Genomic DNA, 23,983 nt, shown 5'->3' with positions numbered 1-23,983 from the left:
AGCTAATAATTCCAGGTTGTTTGGCTAGTCGTTGGAAAGTACAACGACGCCGGTAGTCTGAATCTTCAACGGAGGCCGGGGGTGTCGATTGTTCGCGGCCAGGGCGCGAATGAGGTCAGAGACGAGTCTGCGCTGGTCGCGGTCCAGGATCGCGGCTTCTGGCGGTGGGTTGTAGGGCTCGTCGAGTTCCAGCGCGATGCCGGACCAGTGTGCGACGTCGCGGGTGTCGAGCTTGAGTGCGGTCGCGATGGCGCGGATGGTATCCAGGGCGGCTGGATGTTCGGGGTTGTCGATCAGGCGAGTGACGGTGGTGGCGTGCACGCCCGCTTCGTCGGCGAGCTGGTTGCGGCTCTTGATACCGACCGCGGCCATCGCGGAGGCCCACGGTTCGGGTATCGGGCGGGTTCTTGCCATGTCCACAAGGGTAAGGCATGTGTCCACACCAACTCTATACACGATATCGAATGTCTTGAACCTATGCGGAACATATCTGCTATCTGTCGCTTCTAGCTGCTGCGATGGTCTATACCGAAGTTCATGTCAGTAGACACTGATGCCTTCAGTTGTTAGTGTCTGTGGCAGGGGGAAGGAGTGCAGAGGGAGGGAACTTTGATGGTGAACGGCACGCGTTTGAGAAGTCAGACGGCGTTGCGGGATGCGATGACCACCAAGGGCTGGTCGGTGCGCCAACTGGCCGACCGGGCCGGATGCGGCAAGAGCATCATCGGTCTGCTGCGCTCTGGAGCACGAAGGTCATGCAGCCCGGAGCTGGCAGCGAAAATCGCTGCGGCGCTGGAGATCCCCACTCACGAGCTGTTCCCCGACGAGAAGGACGGAGGCATGGACTGAGCAAATGCTCAACAGATCTACGGGAGAGAAATAGTTGACCCGGCGGGCTAGCACTCCGCCGGGTCGGCGCACATCTACGGGAGTAGTTATGCGATATCAGTTTAACCCGACTGCCGCGAAGCCGACAGACGGGCGCACCGCGTTGCCGCTGAGCAGGTGGTCGTGATGGCGATCGAGTTCAAACCCGCCGTGCGGCGCAAGACCCCGGCACGGCTGGCCTTGGCCGGCCCGTCGGGGTCAGGCAAGACCTACACCGCGCTGGCGATGGCCTGGGAATGGGCACAGCGCGAGAAGACGATGATCGGGATGGTCGACACCGAACACGGCCGCGCCAGCATGTACCAGGGGCTCAATGGCTGGCAGTGGGAAACCTTTGAACCCGAGCGGTTCTCACCGCTGGGATTGGTCGAGATCCTCGGTGCCGCGGCCGGAAAAGGCTTCAGCCCCTTCATTATCGATTCCTGGTCGCACTACTGGTTCGGTCCCGACGGGATGCTCGAACAGGTCGACCGCCGCAAGACCGGCACCAACAGCTTCTCGGGCTGGAAGGAAGTCACCCCCGACGAACGCAAGATGATCGAAGCGATGCTCACTTATCCAGGGCATCTGATCGTGACCCTGCGAACCAAGACCGAATACCTCGTCGAAGAGGATTCCAAAGGCAAAGCCGTCCCGCGCAAGGTCGGCACGAAACCAGTGCAGCGCGACGGGCTGGAGTACGAGTTCGACATCGTCGCTGATCTGGATCTGCGCAACAACCTGCACATCTCCAAGACCCGGCTGCCGTTTCTGGCCAATCAGGTCATCGCCCAGCCCGGCGCCGAACTCGCGACCCAGATCGCCGACTGGCTCGACGCCGGGCAAGCCGTGCCGACGGTTTCGGAGTTCCGGCAGCGGATTCTCGATGTCGAAGAGATGACGCAGTTGCGTGAGATCTACCTCGAGGTCGAGTCCTATCGGATGCTCGGCGCACCCACTGTCGATCACGAAGGCACCCCGACGACGCTGCGGGAGCTGATCGTGGCGATCAAGGCGGCCATGGAGGCCGTCGAGCAGCAGCAGGCCGCGCAACGCGCTGCTGCGGCGGCCGAAGAGGGCGATGACTACGCAGAGGGGAGGGGGTGAGAACAGATGGCAAGACCGAAATGCGAGGCACCGGCCTGCATGCACGGGTTGATCGAGATCGTCGAGATAGCAGACAGGCTCCGTGTCACCGAACAGCTGGTGCGGCAGTGGAGATCCCAGACGAAGCCACACCTGCTGGCGGACAAAGGGTTTCGGCTCAACGGCGACTCCGGTCCGCTGCGGTGGGTCGAATGCGACTACTGGGCCTACCTGGCTGAGCTGGTCGAACTGAGGTCGGCGTGAGCGGGCGCAGGCGTCCTTCCCTCGACGCGATCACGACGTCGAAGGAGGACGCCCAGCGGATCTTCGTCGCCGAGTATCGGTTCCTGCGCGAAGCGAACATGACCCATGAAGCGATCGCGGCGCGCCTCGGGCTGACCGTAGCCACCTTGCGTACCCGCATCTTGCGCTACGACTGCCTGGTCCTGTCCAAGGCCGAGCAGCGGATAGCCGATCGGCTCGATGAATTCATCGCTGCTGGTGAGCCTTTCACCCTCGAACAGCTCCACACCCTCGACGGTGGGATCGCGTTGATGCTGGTGCAGATCGCGCTCAAACGTAGCCGCATCCGCTCCTCGCAGTCACGGGCTCAACGCCCCAGGCGCGCACCGGTCTACACCCCCGTCGATACCACGCCGTGAGGACAGTCGATCCGTTCGGTGACGGCCAGGACTGGGTGGTCATCGACGAAATCATCGACCAGGACGGCTATCTCACCCGCGTGCTGTGGCAGTGCCGCTACGTCGTGGAAAGCGGCAGCGGCAGCGCGCGAGTGACCGAACGCCGCTGGCATGACGGCCAGCACGAGTCCCGCGAGGTCGAGCCACTGACCTGAACCTCACACCCTCTCGTGCCCGTGGCACGCCGAACGGCTCCACGTCACTCCTGGTGACGTCGAGCCAGTTTGGTGCGCAATGACTTTCGGAGTACACGCATGCCTGTTGAAGCCCGCGAAGGCCCCCGAGACAGTCGCGGATACATCAAACTCGCCCTGGACTTCCTCGAGAACCCCAAAACCGGCCCGCTGTCACCGGTGGCCAAGCTCAAACTCATCGAGCTGTGGCTCTACTGCGCGCGCAACCGCACCGACGGCGTTATCGCCGCAGCCCAGGCCCGCCGCGCGATACCCGGCCGCATCCGTGAGGTCTTCACCCTCGCGCGCTGCTGGCATCACCACGAATGCGCCACGGCGACACCGTGTCAGCACGGGGCGTGCACGCCGTCGGCGCCGTGCGGGCGCGACTACTTCACGATGCACGACTACCACCGCCACCAAACCGTGCACGGCCCTGCCTCTGGCCGTCGTGTGAAGGACACCCGCGGCTACCTCAAACTCAGCCTCGACTTCCTCGAGAACCGCAAAACCGGTCCGCTCACGCCGGTGACGAAGCTCAAGCTGATCGAGCTGTGGATCTACTGCGCCCGCAACCGCACCAACGGTGTCATCGCCCTCGGTCAGGCACGCAGGATCGCGCCACCACGCATCCGTGACGCGCTCACCACGGCCGGATCATGGCAGCACCACACATGCACCACAACGGCACCGTGCCAGCACGGTGCATGCACACCGGACACACCATGCGGTCACGGTTTTTTCACCATGCACGACTTTCGACGCCACCAAACCCACTACCTCGACCCCACCGCAAGGACCGAACAGGCCAGGTCAGCAGGTAGAAAAGGAGGGCTCGCCAAAGCCGCGAACCGACGAGACACGGCTAGCGAAACCGCTAGCGTTGCGGCCAGAGCTCCGGCTACCAACGCGGGCGCGTCTCACAATTCACAAGTCATAAATATCTCTACTCCAGTAGGTTTCCCCCCTTACGAGGGTGACGCGCGGGAGGAAAAACCTCTCCCGCCACCACGCCCCGCACCGCGTCCTCGCCATGGCGGCGACGAGGTCGCCGACCGGCTCAACGCCGCCGCACCGGAAATCCCGGCGACCCCGGCGCTGCGCCGCCGCGTCTTGGCTCGCCTGGCCCCCGATGCCGTCGCCGTGCTGGCCGACCCTGATGCCGGCGCGATCCGCCACGCCCGAGCCCAAGCCGAACTCGACCGCGCCGAGGCGGTCATCGATACCCGCGCCGAGTACCTCGCCACCGCCGACGTCGTCGAAAACCCGGCCGTCGACCGGCTTTTCGATCCACACGGCGACCACGGCTACGCCCGCCGCATGGCGGCCGCGCACCTCGCGTTGCCCACCCCGGACCCGGTGACTGCGGGTGAGCGGCGGGCGATGGCCTACCGGCTGGCGCGCGATCACATCGACGCCATCGCCAGCCAGGGCGGTAACCCTCCGGGACCGGCCCGCGAGGCACTGCGCGCCGAACTGGAAGCCCTGCTCGATACCGGTGTCCATCAAGACCGGCTGCGCGCCGAAGTGAGCGCGATGCGGGAGACCGGGATGTGGGCGGCCTCGAAACTGCGTGAGCGTCTCACCAAGGCGACCGCATGAACAACCCAGATTTCGAGTACCCGGAGATGTGCGACATCGAAGCCGAGCAACAGATCCTCGGCGCGGCGCTCTACACCGAAGACAACGCCGAGGTAGCGGCCATGGTCGCCGATGTCCCGACCGAGGCGTTCTACCGGCCCGCCCACCAGCTGCTGCACGCCATCCTGGTCGAGCTCGTGCGCGCCGGACAACCCGCGGACCCGGTCGTGGTCCTGGAAAAGGCCAGCGCCAGAGGCGAACTCGGAGCCGACACCGGACGCCTACGCCTGATCACGTTGGAGCTGCTCGGCAGGGGCGTACCCGGATCGGTCCCGTATTTCGCTGATCGCATCATCACGCTGTGGCATGCGCGCACCGCTGTCGCCGAAGCGACCCGGATGATCCAGAAACTGCATGTCCTGCACCGCAATGGCGAGCTGTCGTTAACTGGTCAGGTCGTCGCCCGCGCGCGCGAGGCCCTCGACTTGGATTTCACCGACCCGGCCTCACCCGGTGAGGCGGCGCTACCGCCTTCGGTGGCGGAACTGCTGGCCGGGAGCGACTCCTACGACTGGTTGATCCCGCAGCTGTTCGAGTACGGCGACCGGATGATCCTCACCGGCATCGAAGGTCTGGGGAAGTCGATGCTGCTGGCCCAGATCGCCTGCGCGGTCACCGCGGGCCTGCACCCGTTCCTGGCCGCGCCGATCATCGGCGCCGGAGCCCCGCGTGCCAGCTCGCACAGGGTGTTGGTCCTCGACGCGGAGAACCTGCCCGGCCAGCTGCGCCGCCGCTACCGTGATCTGGTCTCACGTATCGACGCGGTGTGCGCGCAACAGAACCACCCGCGCCCGGACTGGCACGACGAACTACGCATCGAAGCCCGCCCGGACGGCGTGCGCCTGGAAGACCCGCGCGAGTTGCGCCGCATCGAGGCCGCTATCGCCGCGCACCAGCCCGCGCTCGTGGTCGCCGGCCCGCTGTATCGACTCAACGGGCTCGACACCGAGGTCGCCGAAGGCGCACGGGAGCTGGTGCGCATCCTTGATCGGCTCCGCGTGAAGTACCGGTTCACCTTGATTCTGGAGGGCCACATCCCCCACGCAGCCGACGGCCGTTCACGCTCGGTGCGCCCGATCGGATCCTCGCTGCTGCTGCGCTGGCCTGAGTTCGGCTACGGCCTGGTCCCGGCCCGCGGGCACGAGGAAGAAGAACACCCCAGCGTGGTCAATCTGCGCCAGTGGCGCTACGCCCGCGACGAGCGACTGTTCCCGCACGATCTCTACCACTCCACCCACGGGCTGCCCTGGACACCCGGCGACAACTACTTCCGGCTGTGCGGCAGCCGAGGCATATTCCAATAGACGACCGTCATTGAAATTAATTGCACTGCAACCGAATTAAGGTATTGAGTACGAATAGTGAGTGAAATACAATGGGGTGCAGGGGATTTCATGTGGCTAGCACCACCGATGCCCTGCGAATTGAATACCGCATCTACGGGAGAAACGATGACAATCGTCATGGAATTGCACTGCCCGCTCGAGCACGAGGGGGCCGAAGAACCCAGGTCAAGGCCCGCATCACCGCCTAGACCGGGCCTCGAGGACCTGGCTGGTATGCGTTGCCCGGCATGCTCGCCGCTGACCCTGGACCCCGGCCTGACTTTCATCGGCGGCAAGACCGTCGCCACGGGCTATTGCCCGTGCTGCCACGCCACCTGGCTACCGGCGTTGTCCTTGCATCTTTTGGCAGCGGGACGCCTCGTTGGTGCCGAATATACTGCCGGACGCGGTGTTTCGTCATGATTCGTCGCGCCACACCCGATATTCGGTTCGCGCGCAAGGTGATCCAGACTATCGCCTTGCTGCCCGATCAACGCCGCCACCCTGGCCTGACATGGGATCAGCAGTTCTTTCGGATGGTCGACATCTCCACCATCGTCCGCGCCGACACCGGCGCCCCGCTGTGCCCGATCGCGATGTGCGTCGCGGGCTGGGTCGTCGAACTCGATCCCGAGGTGGGCTGGGCCTACGACACGATGACTCTGCGCACCACTGGTCTCACCGATAACACGACCCTGCCTCCGGTGCTCCTGGACGCCGATCTGACCACCGCACGAGACCTGGCCACCGGCAAGCAGATCCGTGCCGCCGAATATGCCACGCGGCGACTCGGGCTCTCCGAACCTCAAGCATCCGAGTTGTTCCACTCCGCCAACACCCTCGATGACCTCACCGAGATCATCGACCGCATCGCCAGGGGGCGGCTGTGAACACCACGATCACCGCGACCGCGCTGGTCTGCAAGGTCCGCGAACTCGTCATGACCACCCCGGACGCCGTCATACCCACCGCCCACCGTCATCCCCATGGCAATCGCTACTTCGTGCGTGACGCCGACGGCGGCTGGCAGGGCTCACGGCTGATCGGGCGCGCGTTGCTCGAACTGGGGGCCGACCCCGACGCCCTGGCCGAGCACGATGCCTTCGCCCTGAGCGCGGCAAGCACCGTCATGCATTTCGTGCGTTTCGACATCTGGGGTCAAGACCTGTTGTGGCTCAACGTCGTTCAATCCCAAGAGAACAAGGGCCATCCCTGGCAGTGGGCGATGACCCTCGCGGACCTGCGCATCAAAGGTGTCATCGGGAGTAGCCGATGAGACCACCGATCGAGCCAGGCACCTGCACGGCCATCGAGATCACCTACTTTCCCGCGCGCGGGAACGAGCCCGAACGGTGGCGCGCCAGAGTCATCTACCGCGACATCGAGGGCACCGTCCGCCGTCTCGAAGCGCTGCGCCCCGACCCCGACGAGGCCGCAAATGCCGTCGAGGACCGACTAGACAAACTCGGAATTTACTGATGCCGCACCATAATCCGACCCCTGATCGCCTCCTTGTCGATGCCATCGACGCCCTGGTCGATGAACAACTAGCCCGCGAACCCGACAGTGGCACCGTCGAGTACTGCCTGCACTGCCCCCAGGAATGGCACTCCTTGCCGGTCCGTATGGGACTGTTGGTGCTGCGGCTGCGGTACTGCGGCTGCGAGGACTGCGAGGCAGCCCTCAATGCCTACGACTACGCCGCAGACGACAGTCCCGTGTTCTGTCCTGGATCCCAGTTCCACGGCCCGGTACAGCCGCTCCTCCAACGTGTTCTGGCGATGCGAGGACGGATCCCGATCCCGATTCAGATCAACATCATCGAGCTGATCGAAACCGACACGACCAAGGTTCAGGCCGAGCCGCCGCCCGGCCCGGTGCCGCCGGACGGCTGCGCCTACCGCATCCCGTTCCACGGCAACGCCGACCACTACCGCGGCCGGATCTGGACCTACCGGCTCTCGCGGCCGTGGCGGGACACGCTCTATGTGTTCGTCTCCCACATCAAGCGAACCATCGCCGCCGACGGACCAGAGTTCGAGACCGCGATCTTCCGCTACCACCCACCAGGAACCACACAACCCGAGGTCGGCAACCGTTTCTCCGTTGACGGGCACTGGCACGGCGTCCTCGCCAGGGAGGACGCCAGTCACTACCAAGCAGCCATCGACGAGCACGGTGTCATCGTCGAAGTCGACCCGAACTTGCGAGCCCGCTACCACGCGGACGGACGTGTCGACCCGGACCTGTTCGTCCAGCAGATCACCGGCCAAAGGGTCATCGCGATAGCCGACTGAGGCCCTCGCCCATGGAACGGCGGGCTTGACGTAGGTAATACCACCTACTGTGAAGCCCGCCGTTTCCACTATTCTGGGACAGATGCTGGGGGAATGGCTACTGATCGAATGCATCCGTAAAGATCCGAACGTCATGGCCATCGGGCGCAAATCCGTACGCCTGCAACCACTCCAGAAGGTCCTGCGCAACGAGACGCTCAAAGCCACTCGGCGTCTGACCAACCAGGTCCGCCGCAGCGGGCATCGCTGGGAAGAGACCTCCACCGCACGCGGCGAGCATCTCATCGCCGAGCCGATCACGAACACCACCGGCCACATATATGGCATCCGAATCTGGGTCGGACGCACCGGGATCGAGGTTCCAGCACCTCCGCGGTCGGCGGCGTGCGATTTGAATCTCGAAACGATGACCGCCTTCTACACTGATGAAACTCACGACATGTACCAGGTTCCGGATAATCGCCGACGCGCCGAGATCTCTCGGATGACTGCGTTTCAATACCTGAACTTCGCCGAGGACGAAGGTGCTGCCTTCGCGCTGGCCATGCAAGCCGACGACACCACGCTCTACCAGAACACCTGGCCCATCATTCGTCACGACGGTGTAGCTCGCGACCTCCACTTCTGTGCCCGCGGAGCGAGAGTCGATGGTCGGCGGTTCCTACAGGGTCTGGTGATCGACATCAGCCCGGGCCGCGACGAGCCCGCCTCACCGCCACCGCAGAGCTTCTCCCAAGCATTGATGGCCGCCGAGCTCTCCGTGCCCGGCGTCTATCACGCCCTGGTCGATCTCAAAACACTCATCGCCCACCGGTGGCTCGGCGCTGAAATGCCCGGTATCGCTTGGGAACTCACCGGCGATCCCGACCGTGATCCCGCACTGCACCCTGACGACCTCCCCGCCGCGCGCAAGGCGGCGCGCGCGACAAGGGACGGACCCGCCAACGTGACGCTACGGCTGCGAGACATCCACGGCGGCTGGGCACGAGTCCGAATCGAAGCCAAACGTGTGCTGCTGACCCAAGATTCGGATGCAGCGGCCATCTTGGTCAGCATGGTGCACACCACGGCAAGCGAATAGCGGTGCGGGGGTTCCTCTATGATGGATGACACGTTTAAGATCGTCTGTTCGGGGTTAGGCCCCCTCGACCCTGGCCAGCCCCCCTCGTGAGAACCGTTGTCATCAGCTTGATTTGTCACGCCGGGCCGGGCCGACCACTGACGAGTCGCTGATTCCAGGGCCGAGGCTAACTCGGCCGGTTGGGGGATACTCATGTTGCCAGCCCGGAGGTTCCGGTGCCTATCGTCCTGAATCTGCCGCTCGCCAACACAGTTCTTCGCACCCTGAGTGCGAAACCACACCTGCACGATCATCGAGTCTGGGCCGACGCGCGCCCCGAAGGCACCGCCCACAGCGTCGCCGGATGGACTGTCACCCTCGCCGGAGCCGAATGGACCCAATGCCACGAAATCGTCATCTACCGTCGGCAAACGCCGCTCAGTCCCCATGCTCGCCCAAGAGCTGCTGGGCCTGTCCTACAACCAAGCGCGGACACTGTTTTTCCACTGCGACGAACAACAAGCCGTCAATATGCTCTGCGGGCTGGTCGGCCACGCCTACCAACAGCAGTTTCACCAATTGATAGCCGCTGCAAGACAATTCAACCGCGCCAGCTGACCGCGATCGACTCACCAGAAACGCACTGCTGCCATATCTACTGATGCACGCTAGGGTAGATATATGGTGATCGTCGCTGTGACACAACCGGATTCACGCCCATGACCCGCACTATTCCACGAATCGTCGTATCCACCGAGCTCGAGGACGCGGTCCACGCCCTCATCGGGCACCGGCTGCGTAGTCACACCGACAGCGACGGCGAAACTCGCAGCGGCTACGGCGAATCGGTCTACGACGAGATCCGCGCCGAACTGGCCGCACGCCAAGGCGACGGCGGAACCTTGCGGCCACGCAGCCTGCCCCCGGCCTGGGTCGAAGGCCTGGACTGGCTCACCGATATCGACACCACGGTCACCGCCTGGTGTCCCGACGCCGGCCCCGACAACGGCCAATCCGAGACCGTGCGCCGCCTCAACCAGCTCGCCGCGACCGAGTGGGCACCCGAGGACCTCGAGCACATACACGCGTGGACCTCACTGCTGATGCACTGGGCCGGAGCCGGGAAGGCGCTGCTCGAGCCGGTTCGCCGGTGGGAACTGGTCGCAGCATGCCCGGCCTGCGCAGTCCGCACCGTCCACCGCCCCGACGCCTCCGGCGAACTCGTCCGCCAAGCTGCCCTCCAGATCACCGCAGCGGGCTGCACCTGCCAAGCCTGCCGCACCAGCTGGGCGCCCACCCACTACCGGCTCCTCGCCGCCGCACTCGGCTGTCAGCTTCCTCTCGGTGTCCTCGAATAGCCAAGGCACGAGCAAGTTCCACACGATATGCGGCATAGCGGATGCATTTCCGAGATGTTCACCATCCCCGGGTATGCGGAACTGAGAACACGATGTGGCATCAATCCCGGTCGGTTGTGGCTACGAATACACCGTTGGCCAGCACGGCCAGTCTGGCTGACACAGTCCATGGCGGACGGTTGGTCGGAAGCCCTGTACGTGAAAGGTCTTGTCTCCGTTCCGGCCAGACTTCGATCGCAGAGGGCCGGTGTGTTCCGCCTGGAATGACTTGTTCGGGTTTGGTCGGCGGCTAGTGTTTGCCGGACTTTTGTCGTGTCGTTGAGGATTCGCCGATTGTGGAGGTTTGACCTGCATGCTCGTGTCCGAAGGTAGGCTCGGCTGGTTCGTCAGGGCGGTGTGCCCGGTGTCGTTGGTGTTGCTGCTGGGTGTGCCTGTTGCTGGTGTCGGGTTCGCGGAACCGGGCGTCGATAAGGCTCAGACGATGCAATCCCCGGAGGGCTGGGAGATTTCGGTAGCCAAGACCGAGGAGACTTTGGATCCGGTTCCGCCGTTGAACGCTGCGGCGTTCTCTCGGGAGGCGTTCTTGTCGGTCACGGCCAGTGCGACGATCGGTGGACAAGGCAGCACCCCGGTGCGGGCGGGAGTGATCGCGGCGGGGGTGATGATCGGCTGCAATACCGATGTTTCACCCGGGCTGACCTTGGGGCTGAACGCCAACCTCGGCGCCAACCTCGGAGCCTCCGGCAACGGGACGCTGTCGCAGTCCCCTGCGGGCACAGCCGGTCTCAACGGTGGTGCCAACGCAGGACTCGGCGGCAATGTCGCGGTGACGCTGCGGCCGGGTTCGATCACCACCGTGACCCTGGGTTCCAAGCCGATCGCCGCCGCGACGGGGGACTTGGCGTTGAAAGGGGTGGCGTTACATGTGGATGCTTGTATCGGGCAGGTCGCGATGCGCACCATCGCCTCGTTCACCGTGTCGACCGCCACCCGCGACGACTCGGTCACCGTCTACGGGGAACCCCAGTCGTTCTGATCACCATCACTGGTCTCCCTACAAGTGACCGGATCGTTGCAAACGGTCGTCATTGATGCAGGTCAAGGCAGTGAGCTAGCGGAGTAGCATCCCGACGGTACCGATCTTGAAGATGCTGTCGCGTCAACAGCTCTCCCGCATTCCCCCTAGTTCGACCACGGCTGTAGAAGCAGGCGAAGGGAGCATGGGCAGTGACTACAAAAGCATCGACAGCGGCAGGCAACCCCGCGGAGTCACCGGCAGCGGATTCCAGTGAAGGACTGATTCGTCCAGTGGCCGCGTTGGTGGTTGGACTGGGCGTGCTGATCGCCGCGTTTGCACTGTTGAACCGGATACCCGGATGGGCCGATCACTACGGTGCGATCTGGGTGTATTTAGGCTATTTCGTGGTCATGTCGATCGCGGGCCGACTGTTCTGGCAAGGCGCCGACGCACTGATCGCACGGATCCGTACCGGTGAGGCCGGGCCCGGATCAGGCCGGTGAGGACCTCGGCCACGGTGTCGTCAATGAGGCGGCGAGTAACCGGGTACGTGATGGCGGCCGCGGTCCTCGCTGGTAGTGTCGCCGCCTTGTTGGCCAGTCCTGTTGCAGCACAACCGATCTGTATCCCCTCCCCGATGGTGTCGTGCCCACCTCCGCCCCCACCGCAACCCCAGCCCGGAGTGCCGAGCACCGCACCGGTACCTACACCCGTGGTCCCCGCGTTCCCGGATCAGCCTGGCACTGGCGGTGGACCCAACGGCGGCGCCTATGTCCCGCCCGCACCCGGCCCCTACAACGGGACCCCCATCATCCCGGTCCCCGGCGCACCCGAACCCGTCCTACCCGGCAACCCGCCGCCAGCCCCACCCGCCCCGGCGCAGCCGGGAACGCTACCGGCCCCCGTGCCTGAAGCGCCCGCACCGCTCGGCGCGGATATCGTGTCCCAGTTGGAACGGGCGGCGCGACTGCATGAGCGGGGGGTGCTGTCGGATCAGGAGTTCGCTGATCTGAAACAACGCCTGCTGCGCGGTTCGGTTGCGCCACCGTCGACACCGGCCACGCCCGAGGACCCCGCGCAACCCGGCGGGGACTCCTCCACCAATGTCGTCGTGGCTCCGACAGGCCAGCCTCACGGCGGTGGGCCGGAACTCGTGTCTGCTGATGCGGATCGACGGATGCCAGCGATTCTGCTCGTCGGTGTCACCGCGTTCTTGGCTGGCGGTGTATCTACCACACGATCGCGGGGCAAGCTCGGCGGCACCGCAGACATCTCTTCACGTACTGACTCCGCGCCAGCGGGCAGCACTCGCCCCGGGCGGGTACCAGCGGCGATGGCCACACCCAAACAACCACCGCAACAGGAGAACAAGCCCGCTCAACCACACACGCCCCCACCGGACGCGGAATCGCTGCGACCCGCCCAACCGCATGTCGAGGACCCACCCGCCACCGGCAACGGCGGTGGTGGCTACGGGAACGGCGGCACCTCCGGCGGCAGCCCGCCCTCTAGCGATGAAACCGGTGCAGCAGCGACGCCAGGCTCCGGCGACGACAGCTCGGATCAGCCTCCGGGCGACAACAATCCAGACGAGGACCCGGAAAAGTCCGGGCCGAACACGATGGTGGCGTTCTTCGTGCTCGCGATCCCGTTCGTCGCCGGTGCCATAGCGGCGATCGCGTCGCTGCCGTTGTGGGCGATCATCCTGGGCGTCGTCCTCGCGGTCGGGGCCGTCTGGGCCCTTTTATACCCCGATCAGTTCCAGAAAATGATCGAAGACGCCGCTCGCGCCGCCGGCGTCGGCCTCGATCGACTCAAAGAGCTGATGGGCAAATGGTTCAGCCAGAACAAACCAAGCGACACTCCTCGCTCAAAAGTCCCCAAACCCGGATCTGATAAGGAGCGGGCAACGAACGTGCCGAATTTCGCGAAAGGCAAACCGCCTCGCGAAGGGGAGAGCGGAAAAGACTACGCGCGTAGACTGATGGACGAGGAATACGGTGAGGGGAACTGGGACCTGAAACCGGAGGATACAGGACCGCGCAGCGAGTACAGCAAGATCAAGAAGTACGGCGATCGAGCGTGGCAGGACCCGCCGAAGCCGAAGGGTGAAAGATAGGAGGTAATCGAATGAACGAACCATATCTATTACAGCATTACTACGAATTACCAGACGGTGCCGAGAAGCTGCGCATCATCGGCGTCTACTCCAGTGAAGCCAATGCGAAACGGGCGATCGAGCGAATGGTGAAGCTGCCAGGATTCAGCCACCGACCAGGCGATTTTCAAATCGTGAGACACTCGCTGAATAGAGATCACTGGACTCGCGGATTCGCGACCGCATGATTGATGTCGACAGTTAAGGAGGCGCTTTGTGGAGTGTGTTTTCCTCGTTAACCATGAGTATGAATTGAATGAGGGTGAGGACGAAGTAAAGGAAATCGGGCTGTACACCTCCGAAGCGGAGGCGGAGGCGGCGATTGAGCGGCTACGCGTGCTGCCAGGCTTCCGTGACCTTCCCGACCGGTTCGTTATCCATCGCTTCGAAATAGATAAGGACTACTGGACGGAAGGTTTTGACGATTCCGAATAGGGGCGTTGCGTGCGGATCGTACTGGCGTACACGGAGGCCGGGGTGGTGAACAAGCAGGTAGCGGCCGACCGGCGGATCGAGCCGATTACTGCGAACTCTGGTAGCGAGGATGTCGAGGTGGCACCGTATCTGTACGGGCTCGCGCCCGCGCCGGTGTCGGGCACTGCTCGGTCTTACTCGCATCGTGTGACTTCGTGTCCCACGGCATGTGCGGACGTTCGTTGGCTGAGATGCTGCGTCGGAGCCATCCGAGGGTGGGGGGCGCCTGCCTTCGGCTCAATCGCCGCGGACCAGCTCTCTTTTACCGGTTGTGTGGGCGGTTCGATCGGGGCCGATAGTCGTCTTGTTGGGTGATGCTGAAATTGCGGTAATACTCGTCCTCGTCTTCGTCCTCGTAACTGACGACATCGACTGATTGCCTCGGCATATGCGGCGCGGAGGCGGCCGCATCTGGCGGTGGGCAGGCGGCCGCCGGGGTTTGCATCGGGGTCGACGATGAAGGTGGGTGAGCGACACCATTACCGGCTAACACGCCACCTGGTTCCTGGCTCGTCTCCACTGCGCGGGATCTCCCTGCGAAATCTGTTCCTTCGTCCGCCGTTATCGGCGGTCAGGATTAGGCTGTGGTGCAGTAAACCCCTCCGGCCACTGCGTACCTTCATCGGTAGTTATTTCGGTCAGATTCACGTCGGTCAGGTTCGCACGGTTCAGCTTCGCGCCGTTTAGGTTCGCGCTGGTCAGGTCCGCACCGGTCAGGTCCGCGCCGTTTAGGTTCGCGCCGTTTAGGTTCGCGCCGTTCAGGTTCGCGCGGGTCAGGTCCGCGTCGATCAGGTTCGCACTGTTCAACCTCGTGTCGGTCAGGCTCGTACCGCCTAAATTCGCGCTGGTCAGGTCCGCGTAGAGCAGGTCCGCGCCGTTCAGGTTCGCGCCGTGCAGCTTCGCGCCGTGCAGGTTCGCGCCGTTCAGGCGCGCGCCGTTCAGGTCCGCACGGTTCAGGTTCGCACGGTTCAGGTTCGCACCTATCAGGCTCGCGCCGCTCAGCTTCGCGCCATACAGGTCCGCGCCGTTCAGGTCCGCCTCGATCAGGTACGCGCCGCTCAGCTTCGCGCCGTGCAGCTTCGCGCCGTTCAGGTTCGCATCGATCAAATACGCGCCGCTCAGGCCCGCTCCGTTCAGGTTCGCGCTGGTCAGGTCCGCTCCGTTCAGGTTCGCGCTGGTCAAGTCTGCTTTGGAAAAACTCAGATCAGACAGGTCGTTACCTTGAAGGACGCAGTTCGGTAGTGATGCCTGATTCATGCTGATGGCGGTGGCAGCCCAAGATTTCGAATGCTCGACAGGCCGACGACGGCGTTCAGCCAGGATCACGACGATGGTCTGACGGATCTCCCGCTCCGACAGATCCGGCTTCTCCGGATCTTCACCCTCCGGAAAAGGAACGCGCAGGTACCACTGGAGCAGGTTGATGCAGACCTGTCGTTCGTCGTCTTCGCCGAAGGCATGCCAGTCGTCGGCGAGCGCGGTCAGCGCGTAGACGCCCGCTTGCCGGATGGCAGCGGAGTTGTTGTCGGCGATCTGGGCGGCGATGGCGGTGTAGCGGTCACGCAAGCCCGTTACTTCTGCGCGGCGTGAGTCTTCCGCGTGCCGCTCGCGCTCACGGTCCATGTCGGCCTGGTGGCGCTCGCGCTCACGCTTCGTGTCAGCTTCGTGTTGCTGCTTGGTGAGGTTGCGGGTGCGTTCACCGTTGAGGTAGGCGAGAACACCAGCACTCAGCGCTCCGGCACCAGCGAGGAATGTCGCGAGCGGCTGCGAAAACCCTGCCTGCACACCGAACAACAGGGCTGCACTGAACCCCGCGACGCCACCACCGACCGTTGTGCCTACGAGGCCGAACCACAGCGATCGGTTCCGCATCAAGACCAGCCCGCGGTTAGGGCTTTCCACCGGGGCCGTCTCGGTCGTCGCTTTCTCCACCTCGGACACAGCAAAACGGTACAGAGACCGCGCGCTGACGGTAGCTTTACAGCGAACCGAACCTGTCGGTCTGCGCCGCTAACCTGCACACGGGGCAATCGAAGAAGGCTCCAAGGTCCGCCTCGTCGCCGGTGGCGTCCACGTCTTCCGTGTCGTGGAGATCGGCGTCGACGGCGACCCGAACCGCGCGCTCGTCGAAGCTGTCGACGAGCCGAAACCCGGCATCTATCAGTGGCCTGCGGATCTCAGGCGACTCGTGCCCGTCGACGACGAGCAGAGCCAGACTTCCGACGCGCGATAATAGCCGAATATCGGATGTTCGCAGCTTGCGGATACGTGCCAGGAAGAGCCACCCGCATCACATGTAGATGGTACGAATCGTAGTTCGGGGCAGCTGGGCCGCAGTGTTGAAAGCATAGGTGTCCCGATGATTCGGGCTAGAAGACGAGGGATCTGGTGGGAGCACCTGGAACACAGTCGTTACGGACAGTCGCCAAGTTCGACATCGTGTTCGTCACGGCGACCGCCACCGCAACGCTGTTCACTGCACTGACGTCCGCTGCCGCTCACGCACTTAACGATTAGTCCTCGTATTTGACATTCCACCACGGGATCTCATGGTCCTCGTCTGGCATGATCGGATTCACCTCCTCCATCGGAAATCCTCCGGGAAGTCGCACAACCATCGGTCCGATCGGCACGGCGATCTCCTCGGCGAGTCCGTCGGATGGAACTGATCGCAGTGTTTCCCATGGCTTTTCGCCATCTCCGCCCATTCCGATTCCAGTCCTGAGCTCGATATCGTGCGGGTGAATGCGGTCTGCCAGGTTGTTCAGAGCATGCATCATCGTAGATATGTAGTGGTCCAAGTACTCTTCGTGAACCACGTCGTAGTACCTCGTCCGAGTCTTCTGCCCGAATTCGTCTGCGGCACCGAGTGGCTCGTGGTGCAAGACTCGATACCATGGCATCGAAGAGACCTGGGGCACACCGTCTTTCACCCAGACACCCAGCATCGGAGCCCGTAGGACGACGAGGCAGACGATGATGCTGACCGATCCCCTCCTAGTGGAGTCCTTCATCGCCAGCGAGTCGAGATAGTCAGCAGCCTTCAGGAGTGGCAGGGTCAATGAACGGTGCGCCTCGTCTCCCGACACCTCAGGCTTGGGTGATCGCTTGATCTTCGTTACGGAAAATGCGTGCGGTGCTGGGCAATTGAAGAAGCGGAAGTCCAATGCACCGAAAACGTCCCGCACCTGCATCAACCGCGGTCCGCGGGTGTTGTTCGGACTCTCGGGAATCATGACCATGATCGAGCTGCGCGCTTCGGGGATGTGGAGGTCGATGCTGTCGGTGCGCGTCTGCCGTTGCAAGAAGAAGGTGAACGGCAACTCGCTCTGCTTGCACTCGACGATAAGCTCCAGCGACGGGTACGTCAGGGCGCCGCCGGGCTTCTCGGAAGTCCCGAGCGACGCGCTGGCCATGATGTCGACAGCGCGTGTCTGCCCCGTGTCGGTGTCGGTGTAGCTCCACTCCTCGTGCACACCGGAGAACCCAGAGACCTTGACGTGCCGGTTGATTGCTCTGGCCAGCCGATCCGCAACAACGGCCTGAAACGGGTATCCGGACCTCGCGATGGCCACCTCGACGTCCTGGCGGCTGAGGCCGGCCAACAAGGTTGCGTGTGCGGGTACTGGTGTTTCGTCTGCTGACATGTGGACCCCCAAATTTCCTCACGGCTGGCGTTTCTGCGCTGTATGAAACCGTAACTGACACAGGAAGTTACCCGCCGCAAGGTCCGGCGGTGACTGCTCGGCCGCGCTCAGCTGCTCGGTCAACTCAGTGATCTGGACGTTCAGCGAGTCGAGGAACGCGAAACCTGCGAGCTTCAAGAAGAAGATCAGCATGACTCCACCGAACATACGGCAGAGGCATATCGCGCAACGACTACCTCCGCCCGCTGTGCGACGTGGGCCGCCCGATCAACGCGCTGACATCAATTGATGCGAGTGGGCTGTATTGCCACGTGCAGCGAGTTCGCGATCTTCCGTAATTGGCGCGCCTATCGTGTGCCTCACCGGCTACTCGCTGTGGTTCTCCCGCAACCGGCCGCGGACACACGCCCGATGTAGGCTCTGACACGTCAACGGCCCCGCTCCGACGTACGTTCGAAGCGGGGCCGTTGACGTTTGACTTACGTGCGATTCAACTCGAACTCGCCGTCCACAACGCCCTTGGCGAAGGCATCCATCTCGGTAGGTGTAAAGAAAAGGTCCGTGTCCTGACCACTGAAGGTGGCCGAGCCATCGGGGTTAACCTCTTCGTGAGCCGTGGACTGCTAGTCCATTGGTCGCGGGTTCGTGGTCGAGTTTCATCGGGCCGCCGCTACCCAGTGAAGGTCCTTATTTACTCCGTATTTTCAGCCGAATCCGGCCGAATTGGATGCGGCACAGGAGGATTCGAAAGAAGATAGTCACAGGCTATTCATGCTGATGAGAGTATATAAGCGAAGATGATCGCAGAGAGCCGAATCCTGTTGCGGCAGAAGCAGAAGTTCTACCATTGAACTACATCGGCGAACCTGTGAAGGTACTTCCGAGACTTTAGCAGAGTCCGCCAGCAGGCGAGAAAAGTCCAGGTAGATGCCGCTGACCTGCGGTGATGCCCCGCCTTGGACAACGAGCAACCCCCTGTCGGACAGGAGGTCCGGCAGGGGGTTGAGGGGTCGCTTACTTTTCGCCGTGGTGTCCGGGTGCGGCGCTGCCGCTGTATTCGCCGAGGTCGGAGACCAGCTTGGTCAGTTCCGGGTCGCTGTCGTAGCGGCGTTGGTGCAGTTCGGCGATCTTCTCCGCCATCGCCGGGTCCTCGTCGTCGGTGATGTCGAAGGAAGCGAACTTGTCGACCAGGGGCAGGCCGACCCGGTCGGTGTTGCGGTGGGCCGGGTGGATCAGATACTCCCAGTAGCCGGCCAGATCCTCGATGACGAACACCGCGCCCCACTGGTATTCGCCACCGAAGTCGGGGCCGACCACGAACGACTTCACCGAGGGGATGGACCGGCCCTGGTTGCGCAGGCTCTCGAGGGCTTCCTCGACGGCTTCGGGGGAGGCGTCGGCGCGGAGGGTGAAGCGGTTGCCGTGGTAGATCATGTCTTTCATCCTTCATTCGGGTGAACCCGCGGATGCGGACTCGGTGGTTGGTGGTGAATTCGTTGGTGTTACTTGGTATTACGGAGCAGAGGCAGGGCGATGCCCGCGCCTACGGTCATGGCGATTCCGGTCCAGCCGAACGCGGCGTTGATGCTGGTGGCGTGGATGAGTGGTGCGACGATCAGCGGAGAAACGAACTGGCCCAGGAAGATCGCGGTGACCAGGCCGCTGAGGATCCGGCCGCGAGTGGCCGCAGGTGCCAGATCGCTGAGTCGCAGGTTCAGGTTCGGCACCGCCAGCCCGACACCGAACCCACCCACCAGTAGCCCGGCCACTACCTGCACCACAGTGCCTGCGGTGCCGACCAGCATCCAGCCGATGCCGAGCAGTGCGATGCTGGCGGCGGTCAGGACACTCGGTGACCAGCGGCCTCGCAGTGCCGGGAAGGCCAGTGCGCCGGCGACGCTGCTCAGGGTGGTCGCGGCGATCACCGCACCGACCAAGGCCGGACCGATGTGTAGTTGGGCCAGCAGGAACGGCAGTTGGGTGGGGGCCATGTAGAAGGCCAGGGTGACCAGGAAGGCGAGTAGGTAGAGCCCGGCGATCGGAGCGACAACCCCCGACCGCGCACCGGTGGCTTCGGCACCCACCGGTCCGGAAACCTTGTCGCGTCGCAGTTCACGCAAAGCGAGCAGTGCGAACGGCGCGATCAGCGCGCCGACGCCGTAGATCCAGAATGGCAGCTTCCAGTTCGACGCGGCCAGCACACCCGCCAGGGGCAAGAACACCACACCGCCGATGCTGGCCGAGGCTTGTTGCAGGCCAAGGAATTTCGCCCGCTGTGGTCCGTCGAACCAGTCGGTGATGATGGCGCTGATCGCGGTCATGATGCCACCGACCGCGACACCGACCAGGGCCCGGCTCACCAGCAGCGCACCGATACCGTCGAGGAAGAACCCGGCCACTCCCGCCACCGCGTACAGCGCGAGGCTGCCTACCAGTAGTGGTTTGCGCCCGATCCGGTCCGCGGCCATGCCCGCCAGCGGTGCGCTCAGGCCGATCGCCAGCGACGTGATGGTCAGCACCAGCCGCACCAGCACATCCGCGCCCGCCACCGCCGAGAACGCCTCGCGCATCGCGGGCAGGCTCGGTGCGATGACCGCCGGACCCATCACCGTCAGCGTCGCGGCCGCCAGCACAGTGGCACGAGCGATACGTGCTGGGGTGGCCGGCTCTGTCTGCACCGCCTCGTAAGGTGCCGCGTTCATGGTGTTCCTCCTCGTGTCCGGCAAGTCGTGCTCGCCTTGCTGACATGAAGATTTCCATCCACGCACCGGCATTCGCGTCGGTGATTTTCACCTAGATACGCAGTCGAGACGGCGAATAGGTAGTGGCTCGTCTGCACCGCGCGGTCGACGGCGGGGCAACCGCCGCCGGTCGCGTTCGGTCAGGTCCGAGAAGCTTGATGCAGCTCCACGACGTTCCCGTCGGGATCGGACAGGAAGGACTGGCGGCCTCGACCTATCCGAACGGGATCGGACACGGTCAGTCCCTGCGTTCGCAACGTGGACACCACGAGGTCGAGCTGGTCGACGAGAAGGGCGAAATGCTGACCGAGGGCGGACGGGACGTCGGGTTGTTCGATGAGGTGGAGCTGGCGGTCGCCGACGTCGAGCCAGGCACCCTCGATCCCGAGGTTGTCAGGGCGATCGGTCCGCTGAGTGAGGCCCAGCACGTCGACATAGAAGTGCAGGGCTCGATCGATGTCGCGCACGTTGATCGAGACGTGATGCAGCGAGAGCACTTTCGCGCCGGCCGCCGGTCCCCCGTGGATGCCTTCTGACATGATGCTGGCCTCGTCTCTCCCGAGGAGCCTAAATCAGTTGTCCACCAATACCTTAGCGCGATTGTTCACCCTGAGTAGGGCAGAACGGGTAAGAAGTACCCGCAGGGCGGAGGCCGAAGCGGTAAGGTTGTGGCCGTATAGCGGGTCGGTGAGTGATTCCCGTCCGGGGGTTCAGATGCCTTGGCGGGTATTCGTTTTCGGAGTGCCCTGCCAGGTAGGCGAGGGAGTCGGGTATGGATTCAACGTCCGGTATCAGTCAGGCTGAGCGCGATGGATCGGCGATGTACTCGCCGAGAGTTCTGTCCATCTATGACTTTTGGGTCTGGTTCAACTGTCGTTTCGTGTGGCGCTGCCCCCTCCGGCAGACGCTTGCCCTGTACAACGCCAACATGTCCGGCGATCACCTGGACATCGGCACCGGTACCGGGTGGCATCTGTGTCACACCGTGTACCCCACGACCCAGCCAACGGTCACCCTGGTCGATTTGAACCCGCATTCGCTCGATGAGACGAGTCGGCGTCTGCGTCAACGCGGCATCGACCCGGTGACCCGGATCGGGAGCGTGCTGCAGCCGTTACCGGTCGACCGCCGCCGGTTCGGCTCGGTCTCGGCGACCTGGCTCATGCATTGCGTGCCGGGCGGGTGGGACAGCAAAGGCAACGCCTTCGGTCACATTGCCGATGTCATGGCCGATGACGGGGTGTTCTTCGGAGCGAGCGTCCTGGCCAAGGATGTCCCGCATACGGCGTTGAGCCGGGCCACGCTGCGCCGCTTCTGGCGGACCGGCGTCTTCCACAACGCGGCCGACGACCTGTCGGGCCTGGTGGCCGCGCTCGAGCGCGCGTTCGAGTCGGTGCAGGTCGGCACGCGTGGTTCGGCCGCGGTGTGGACGGCGCGCGGGCCGCGCCGCACACCGGAGGCGGGCGCCACCGAACCGGACTGACGGGTCACCTGGCCGGGACGAGCAGGATCCCGATCAGCGAGCCGGGCCGAACCTGGCCGGCGGGCATCGCGAACAGCGCGGCCTGAAACAGTGATCCCTCGATCGAAATCGTCTGCTCGACAACATCGTTGACGGGCGCCGCGATCAGGCGGTCCAGGTCGATCTGGGTGAGCACGCGGGCCAGGCGCGGTTCGTCGGCGAGCAGCGCTTCGGCGAGATCTCCGGAGCCGGACACGACGTAGCGGGAATGCACGTCGACCATGATCAGGCTGGCGCCGGTGTATCGGACCAGGGTGCCCAGCCGGGTGTCGAGCTCACGATGGGGCAGATGCAGGGTGAGCCCGTAGACCGAGCGCCCCGGCCGTGGTGCGCCGAGATTCGTTGCCGACGACCAGAAATGCACCCAGTTGTCCGCCGGGCGGATCGACCATACGGCGTCGACGGTGACGCCCTCACGCTCGTGCCCCGCGTCGTACACCAAGGCGGTCCATCCGGGTGCGTCATCGGGGTTCAAGTTGCGGAACACCCCCATGATCGGTTTGTACTCACCCACAGTGCGTTTGACGCCGTAGAGCTCCAAGTCGTCGCCGTCGGGCGAGGTGGCGAGCTTGCGCAGGTCCATGATCCAGCTGTTGTACACCGGGCGCGATGTCACCGGCGGCGATGCCAGCCACACCAGCAGCGCAACCGCGGTGCCGTCGGCGGCGGTGATCCAGTGTGTCCGGCATTCGATCCCGGCCTCGGTGCGAGTGTGGTCGATCTGCGGTCCGTTCATGAGGTCCGCGACGACACCGCGAAACAGGGCTTCCCCGGTGTGGTCGAAGCCCAGCTTCGGCGCGATGCGGCGGAGCCGCCGAGCCACCGGCTGACCGCCGGCGGAATGCACAACGATCTCGCCGTGCAGCAGGGTGCCGATGAGGTCGATGCCAACCCACAGCCTCGGTAGGTCCATGACCGGGCAGCCTAGTTCGGCAGGGAGCGGATTTCGACGTGTTCGCCGCGATGGGAGGATGTTAAACTGGCGCTCGTACCCGGCTGGTGAGCGACTCCCGCGTCGGAAGCTAATTCTCTTGTGCGAATGAGGCTTTCGGCTGCAACGGGAGGGGTCTCCACATGTACCAGCACGCGTCGAGGGAGCAGGTTGCGGGTAGCGCCGGCTATTCGGTAGCACCGCACGGCATTCACGAAATCGTTGCGTCGTACGGCGTCGACGCTGTCCACACACGGATTACGCAACTGCGTGATCGCGGCGATCATCTAGCGGCGGACTGCATCGCACGCGAGCTGGGTTCGCTGCCCGCTCATGGTGATTCGTCCGTGCCCATACGATAGGCCCGTGCGGAACTTTTTCGATTCACCACATCTCGACTGGCCCCAGCTGCATGGCTCGCTGCACGTCTACGTGCTGCCCGATCCGGAGTTCATCGCGTCGGTACAGCCAGCGCTGGACGCCGTCGAAGCATTCGAGGGCTGCGCCGCCGTGCAGCCGCGCTGGCAACACGCGACAGTCACTCGAATCCCCTGGTGGCGCAACGAAGTAGATGCCGAAGCCCTCGACCGCTACTCCACCGCGCTGGCCGCCCTCGCCGCCGACACCCCTTCGTTCGCGATCCCGATGCAGGGCCCATGGCTGCACGACTACGGCGTCGGCGTAGCCGCCCCCGAAGACACCCAATGGAAACACCTCTACACCGCCACCCGTGACGCGGCTGTGCAAGTCTTCGGAACCGACCGCTCCCTACCAGCCCCGCCACCGATGCCACACGTATCCCTCGGCTACGGCACCGCCGAACGCGACTCCGCCCCACTGGAACTCGCCCTCTCCACCATCAAAACCCCCGCCTCCCTCGACGTCGCGACCCTCCACTTCCTGGCGGTCGACGTGGATCTCGACGAGGGTATCTTCACCTGGAACGCGATCTCATCACATCCCTTGAAGCAGTAGTCGGCGAGA

General features: G+C 64.0%; 30 protein-coding genes. 22 read left to right on the top strand and 8 right to left on the bottom strand.

Translation table 11 applies throughout. The annotated features are described in order from the left end of the window. Positions 1-24 precede the first annotated feature (24 nt). Entirely contained in the window at positions 25-414 is a 390-nt protein-coding gene (locus tag ACFWF1_RS01155; protein WP_379284094.1) for a helix-turn-helix domain-containing protein, read from the bottom strand. 198 nt (positions 415-612) lie between these two features. Between ACFWF1_RS01155 and ACFWF1_RS01150 the strand changes: the two genes are divergently transcribed. The 19 genes from ACFWF1_RS01150 (at position 613) to ACFWF1_RS01060 (ending at position 14,119) form a co-directional block, all read left to right on the top strand. Further along, the gene (locus ACFWF1_RS01150; protein ID WP_379284095.1) at positions 613-849 is read left to right on the top strand and encodes a helix-turn-helix domain-containing protein; all 237 of its coding nucleotides are present in this window, start codon (positions 613-615) and stop codon (positions 847-849) included. Positions 850-1,014: 165 nt separating this feature from the next. Continuing rightward, a complete protein-coding gene (locus ACFWF1_RS01145) occupies positions 1,015-1,974 on the top strand; it encodes an AAA family ATPase (protein WP_379284096.1) in 960 nt (319 codons plus the stop codon). Between the two features lie 6 nt (positions 1,975-1,980). Then, positions 1,981-2,217, top strand: a complete 237-nt coding sequence (locus ACFWF1_RS01140; protein WP_379284097.1) for a hypothetical protein — start codon at positions 1,981-1,983, stop codon at positions 2,215-2,217. After that, positions 2,214-2,615 (top strand): hypothetical protein, encoded by a 402-nt coding sequence (locus ACFWF1_RS01135; RefSeq protein ID WP_379284098.1) that lies wholly within the window; start codon positions 2,214-2,216, stop codon positions 2,613-2,615. The genes ACFWF1_RS01140 and ACFWF1_RS01135 overlap by 4 nt, the downstream gene beginning before the upstream one ends. Continuing rightward, entirely contained in the window at positions 2,612-2,809 is a 198-nt protein-coding gene (locus tag ACFWF1_RS01130) for a hypothetical protein (protein ID WP_379284099.1), read from the top strand. Before ACFWF1_RS01135 ends, ACFWF1_RS01130 begins: the two co-directional genes overlap by 4 nt. A gap of 99 nt (positions 2,810-2,908) precedes the next feature. Beyond that, positions 2,909-4,429 (top strand): hypothetical protein, encoded by a 1,521-nt coding sequence (locus ACFWF1_RS01125; RefSeq protein WP_379284100.1) that lies wholly within the window; start codon positions 2,909-2,911, stop codon positions 4,427-4,429. Then, positions 4,426-5,772, top strand: a complete 1,347-nt coding sequence (locus ACFWF1_RS01120) for an AAA family ATPase (protein WP_379284102.1) — start codon at positions 4,426-4,428, stop codon at positions 5,770-5,772. Before ACFWF1_RS01125 ends, ACFWF1_RS01120 begins: the two co-directional genes overlap by 4 nt. A gap of 440 nt (positions 5,773-6,212) precedes the next feature. After that, the gene (locus ACFWF1_RS01115; RefSeq protein ID WP_379284104.1) at positions 6,213-6,683 is read left to right on the top strand and encodes a hypothetical protein; all 471 of its coding nucleotides are present in this window, start codon (positions 6,213-6,215) and stop codon (positions 6,681-6,683) included. Next, the gene (locus tag ACFWF1_RS01110; protein WP_379284105.1) at positions 6,680-7,069 is read left to right on the top strand and encodes a hypothetical protein; all 390 of its coding nucleotides are present in this window, start codon (positions 6,680-6,682) and stop codon (positions 7,067-7,069) included. Before ACFWF1_RS01115 ends, ACFWF1_RS01110 begins: the two co-directional genes overlap by 4 nt. Next, complete coding sequence (locus ACFWF1_RS01105) at positions 7,066-7,272, top strand: hypothetical protein (RefSeq protein ID WP_379284106.1); 207 nt, start codon at positions 7,066-7,068, stop codon at positions 7,270-7,272. Before ACFWF1_RS01110 ends, ACFWF1_RS01105 begins: the two co-directional genes overlap by 4 nt. Next, positions 7,272-8,090, top strand: a complete 819-nt coding sequence (locus ACFWF1_RS01100; RefSeq protein ID WP_379284107.1) for a hypothetical protein — start codon at positions 7,272-7,274, stop codon at positions 8,088-8,090. Before ACFWF1_RS01105 ends, ACFWF1_RS01100 begins: the two co-directional genes overlap by 1 nt. A gap of 82 nt (positions 8,091-8,172) precedes the next feature. Continuing rightward, positions 8,173-9,171 carry a GAF domain-containing protein gene (locus ACFWF1_RS01095; protein WP_379284109.1) on the top strand — a complete coding sequence of 333 codons (999 nt, stop codon included), beginning with the start codon at positions 8,173-8,175 and terminating at the stop codon, positions 9,169-9,171. 426 nt (positions 9,172-9,597) lie between these two features. Then, on the top strand, positions 9,598-9,768 hold the full coding sequence (locus ACFWF1_RS01090) for a hypothetical protein (RefSeq protein ID WP_379284110.1): 171 nt from the start codon (positions 9,598-9,600) through the stop codon (positions 9,766-9,768). 101 nt (positions 9,769-9,869) lie between these two features. Continuing rightward, complete coding sequence (locus tag ACFWF1_RS01085; RefSeq protein WP_379284111.1) at positions 9,870-10,508, top strand: hypothetical protein; 639 nt, start codon at positions 9,870-9,872, stop codon at positions 10,506-10,508. A gap of 352 nt (positions 10,509-10,860) precedes the next feature. After that, complete coding sequence (locus tag ACFWF1_RS01080) at positions 10,861-11,544, top strand: MspA family porin (protein ID WP_379284112.1); 684 nt, start codon at positions 10,861-10,863, stop codon at positions 11,542-11,544. Between the two features lie 191 nt (positions 11,545-11,735). Beyond that, positions 11,736-12,029, top strand: a complete 294-nt coding sequence (locus ACFWF1_RS01075) for a hypothetical protein (protein WP_379284113.1) — start codon at positions 11,736-11,738, stop codon at positions 12,027-12,029. A 401-nt stretch (positions 12,030-12,430) separates the two neighbouring features. Then, the gene (locus tag ACFWF1_RS01070; RefSeq protein WP_379284114.1) at positions 12,431-13,645 is read left to right on the top strand and encodes a hypothetical protein; all 1,215 of its coding nucleotides are present in this window, start codon (positions 12,431-12,433) and stop codon (positions 13,643-13,645) included. Between the two features lie 11 nt (positions 13,646-13,656). Next, positions 13,657-13,872 (top strand): hypothetical protein, encoded by a 216-nt coding sequence (locus ACFWF1_RS01065; RefSeq protein WP_379284115.1) that lies wholly within the window; start codon positions 13,657-13,659, stop codon positions 13,870-13,872. Positions 13,873-13,900: 28 nt separating this feature from the next. Further along, positions 13,901-14,119: a hypothetical protein gene (locus tag ACFWF1_RS01060; protein WP_379284116.1), complete on the top strand. Its 219-nt coding sequence runs from the start codon at positions 13,901-13,903 to the stop codon at positions 14,117-14,119. Between the two features lie 600 nt (positions 14,120-14,719). Here ACFWF1_RS01060 and ACFWF1_RS01055 read toward each other — a convergent pair. Next, positions 14,720-16,099: a pentapeptide repeat-containing protein gene (locus ACFWF1_RS01055; RefSeq protein WP_379284117.1), complete on the bottom strand. Its 1,380-nt coding sequence runs from the start codon at positions 16,097-16,099 to the stop codon at positions 14,720-14,722. 145 nt (positions 16,100-16,244) lie between these two features. On the opposite strand from ACFWF1_RS01055, the gene ACFWF1_RS01050 reads away from it, so the two are divergent. Further along, positions 16,245-16,391 (top strand): hypothetical protein, encoded by a 147-nt coding sequence (locus ACFWF1_RS01050; RefSeq protein ID WP_379284118.1) that lies wholly within the window; start codon positions 16,245-16,247, stop codon positions 16,389-16,391. A gap of 280 nt (positions 16,392-16,671) precedes the next feature. Here the strand turns inward: ACFWF1_RS01050 and ACFWF1_RS01045 are convergent, their stop codons facing one another. The 5 genes from ACFWF1_RS01045 to ACFWF1_RS01025 form a co-directional block, all read right to left on the bottom strand. Next, complete coding sequence (locus ACFWF1_RS01045) at positions 16,672-17,805, bottom strand: hypothetical protein (RefSeq protein WP_379284119.1); 1,134 nt, start codon at positions 17,803-17,805, stop codon at positions 16,672-16,674. Between the two features lie 18 nt (positions 17,806-17,823). Beyond that, positions 17,824-17,997, bottom strand: coding sequence for a hypothetical protein (locus ACFWF1_RS01040; RefSeq protein ID WP_379284121.1), 174 nt, complete (start codon positions 17,995-17,997; stop codon positions 17,824-17,826). Between the two features lie 822 nt (positions 17,998-18,819). Next, entirely contained in the window at positions 18,820-19,239 is a 420-nt protein-coding gene (locus ACFWF1_RS01035) for a Dabb family protein (protein WP_379284122.1), read from the bottom strand. 68 nt (positions 19,240-19,307) lie between these two features. Beyond that, a complete protein-coding gene (locus ACFWF1_RS01030; protein WP_379284123.1) occupies positions 19,308-20,507 on the bottom strand; it encodes an MFS transporter in 1,200 nt (399 codons plus the stop codon). 179 nt (positions 20,508-20,686) lie between these two features. Then, complete coding sequence (locus ACFWF1_RS01025; RefSeq protein ID WP_379284124.1) at positions 20,687-21,085, bottom strand: VOC family protein; 399 nt, start codon at positions 21,083-21,085, stop codon at positions 20,687-20,689. Between the two features lie 233 nt (positions 21,086-21,318). On the opposite strand from ACFWF1_RS01025, the gene ACFWF1_RS01020 reads away from it, so the two are divergent. Then, positions 21,319-22,029: a class I SAM-dependent methyltransferase gene (locus tag ACFWF1_RS01020; RefSeq protein ID WP_379284125.1), complete on the top strand. Its 711-nt coding sequence runs from the start codon at positions 21,319-21,321 to the stop codon at positions 22,027-22,029. Positions 22,030-22,033: 4 nt separating this feature from the next. Here ACFWF1_RS01020 and ACFWF1_RS01015 read toward each other — a convergent pair whose 3' ends face one another. Then, positions 22,034-22,981 carry a hypothetical protein gene (locus ACFWF1_RS01015; RefSeq protein ID WP_379284126.1) on the bottom strand — a complete coding sequence of 316 codons (948 nt, stop codon included), beginning with the start codon at positions 22,979-22,981 and terminating at the stop codon, positions 22,034-22,036. A gap of 384 nt (positions 22,982-23,365) precedes the next feature. On the opposite strand from ACFWF1_RS01015, the gene ACFWF1_RS01010 reads away from it, so the two are divergent. Further along, positions 23,366-23,974 carry a hypothetical protein gene (locus ACFWF1_RS01010; protein WP_379284127.1) on the top strand — a complete coding sequence of 203 codons (609 nt, stop codon included), beginning with the start codon at positions 23,366-23,368 and terminating at the stop codon, positions 23,972-23,974. Positions 23,975-23,983 lie beyond the last annotated feature (9 nt).

This window comes from Nocardia sp. NPDC060255, from assembly GCF_042727395.1.
In the GTDB taxonomy this organism is placed as follows: Bacteria; Actinomycetota; Actinomycetes; order Mycobacteriales; family Mycobacteriaceae; genus Nocardia.
The sequence above is the reverse complement of the archived record's forward strand: the minus strand, read 5'-3'. Positions and strand labels throughout refer to the sequence as shown.

What these genes read in the sequence shown, in the direction of transcription:
- ACFWF1_RS01155 (WP_379284094.1), bottom strand. Translation starts at nt 414, where the DNA reads ATGGCAAGAACCCGCCCGATACCCGAACCGTGGGCCTCCGCGATGGCC.
- ACFWF1_RS01150 (WP_379284095.1), top strand. Translation starts at nt 613, where the DNA reads ATGGTGAACGGCACGCGTTTGAGAAGTCAGACGGCGTTGCGGGATGCG.
- ACFWF1_RS01145 (WP_379284096.1), top strand. Translation starts at nt 1,015, where the DNA reads ATGGCGATCGAGTTCAAACCCGCCGTGCGGCGCAAGACCCCGGCACGG.
- ACFWF1_RS01140 (WP_379284097.1), top strand. Translation starts at nt 1,981, where the DNA reads ATGGCAAGACCGAAATGCGAGGCACCGGCCTGCATGCACGGGTTGATC.
- ACFWF1_RS01125 (WP_379284100.1), top strand. Translation starts at nt 2,909, where the DNA reads ATGCCTGTTGAAGCCCGCGAAGGCCCCCGAGACAGTCGCGGATACATC.
- ACFWF1_RS01120 (WP_379284102.1), top strand. Translation starts at nt 4,426, where the DNA reads ATGAACAACCCAGATTTCGAGTACCCGGAGATGTGCGACATCGAAGCC.
- ACFWF1_RS01115 (WP_379284104.1), top strand. Translation starts at nt 6,213, where the DNA reads ATGATTCGTCGCGCCACACCCGATATTCGGTTCGCGCGCAAGGTGATC.
- ACFWF1_RS01105 (WP_379284106.1), top strand. Translation starts at nt 7,066, where the DNA reads ATGAGACCACCGATCGAGCCAGGCACCTGCACGGCCATCGAGATCACC.
- ACFWF1_RS01100 (WP_379284107.1), top strand. Translation starts at nt 7,272, where the DNA reads ATGCCGCACCATAATCCGACCCCTGATCGCCTCCTTGTCGATGCCATC.
- ACFWF1_RS01095 (WP_379284109.1), top strand. Translation starts at nt 8,173, where the DNA reads ATGCTGGGGGAATGGCTACTGATCGAATGCATCCGTAAAGATCCGAAC.
- ACFWF1_RS01090 (WP_379284110.1), top strand. Translation starts at nt 9,598, where the DNA reads ATGCTCGCCCAAGAGCTGCTGGGCCTGTCCTACAACCAAGCGCGGACA.
- ACFWF1_RS01085 (WP_379284111.1), top strand. Translation starts at nt 9,870, where the DNA reads ATGACCCGCACTATTCCACGAATCGTCGTATCCACCGAGCTCGAGGAC.
- ACFWF1_RS01080 (WP_379284112.1), top strand. Translation starts at nt 10,861, where the DNA reads ATGCTCGTGTCCGAAGGTAGGCTCGGCTGGTTCGTCAGGGCGGTGTGC.
- ACFWF1_RS01065 (WP_379284115.1), top strand. Translation starts at nt 13,657, where the DNA reads ATGAACGAACCATATCTATTACAGCATTACTACGAATTACCAGACGGT.
- ACFWF1_RS01045 (WP_379284119.1), bottom strand. Translation starts at nt 17,805, where the DNA reads ATGTCAGCAGACGAAACACCAGTACCCGCACACGCAACCTTGTTGGCC.
- ACFWF1_RS01040 (WP_379284121.1), bottom strand. Translation starts at nt 17,997, where the DNA reads ATGCTGATCTTCTTCTTGAAGCTCGCAGGTTTCGCGTTCCTCGACTCG.
- ACFWF1_RS01035 (WP_379284122.1), bottom strand. Translation starts at nt 19,239, where the DNA reads ATGATCTACCACGGCAACCGCTTCACCCTCCGCGCCGACGCCTCCCCC.
- ACFWF1_RS01030 (WP_379284123.1), bottom strand. Translation starts at nt 20,507, where the DNA reads ATGAACGCGGCACCTTACGAGGCGGTGCAGACAGAGCCGGCCACCCCA.
- ACFWF1_RS01025 (WP_379284124.1), bottom strand. Translation starts at nt 21,085, where the DNA reads ATGTCAGAAGGCATCCACGGGGGACCGGCGGCCGGCGCGAAAGTGCTC.
- ACFWF1_RS01020 (WP_379284125.1), top strand. Translation starts at nt 21,319, where the DNA reads ATGGATTCAACGTCCGGTATCAGTCAGGCTGAGCGCGATGGATCGGCG.
- ACFWF1_RS01015 (WP_379284126.1), bottom strand. Translation starts at nt 22,981, where the DNA reads ATGGACCTACCGAGGCTGTGGGTTGGCATCGACCTCATCGGCACCCTG.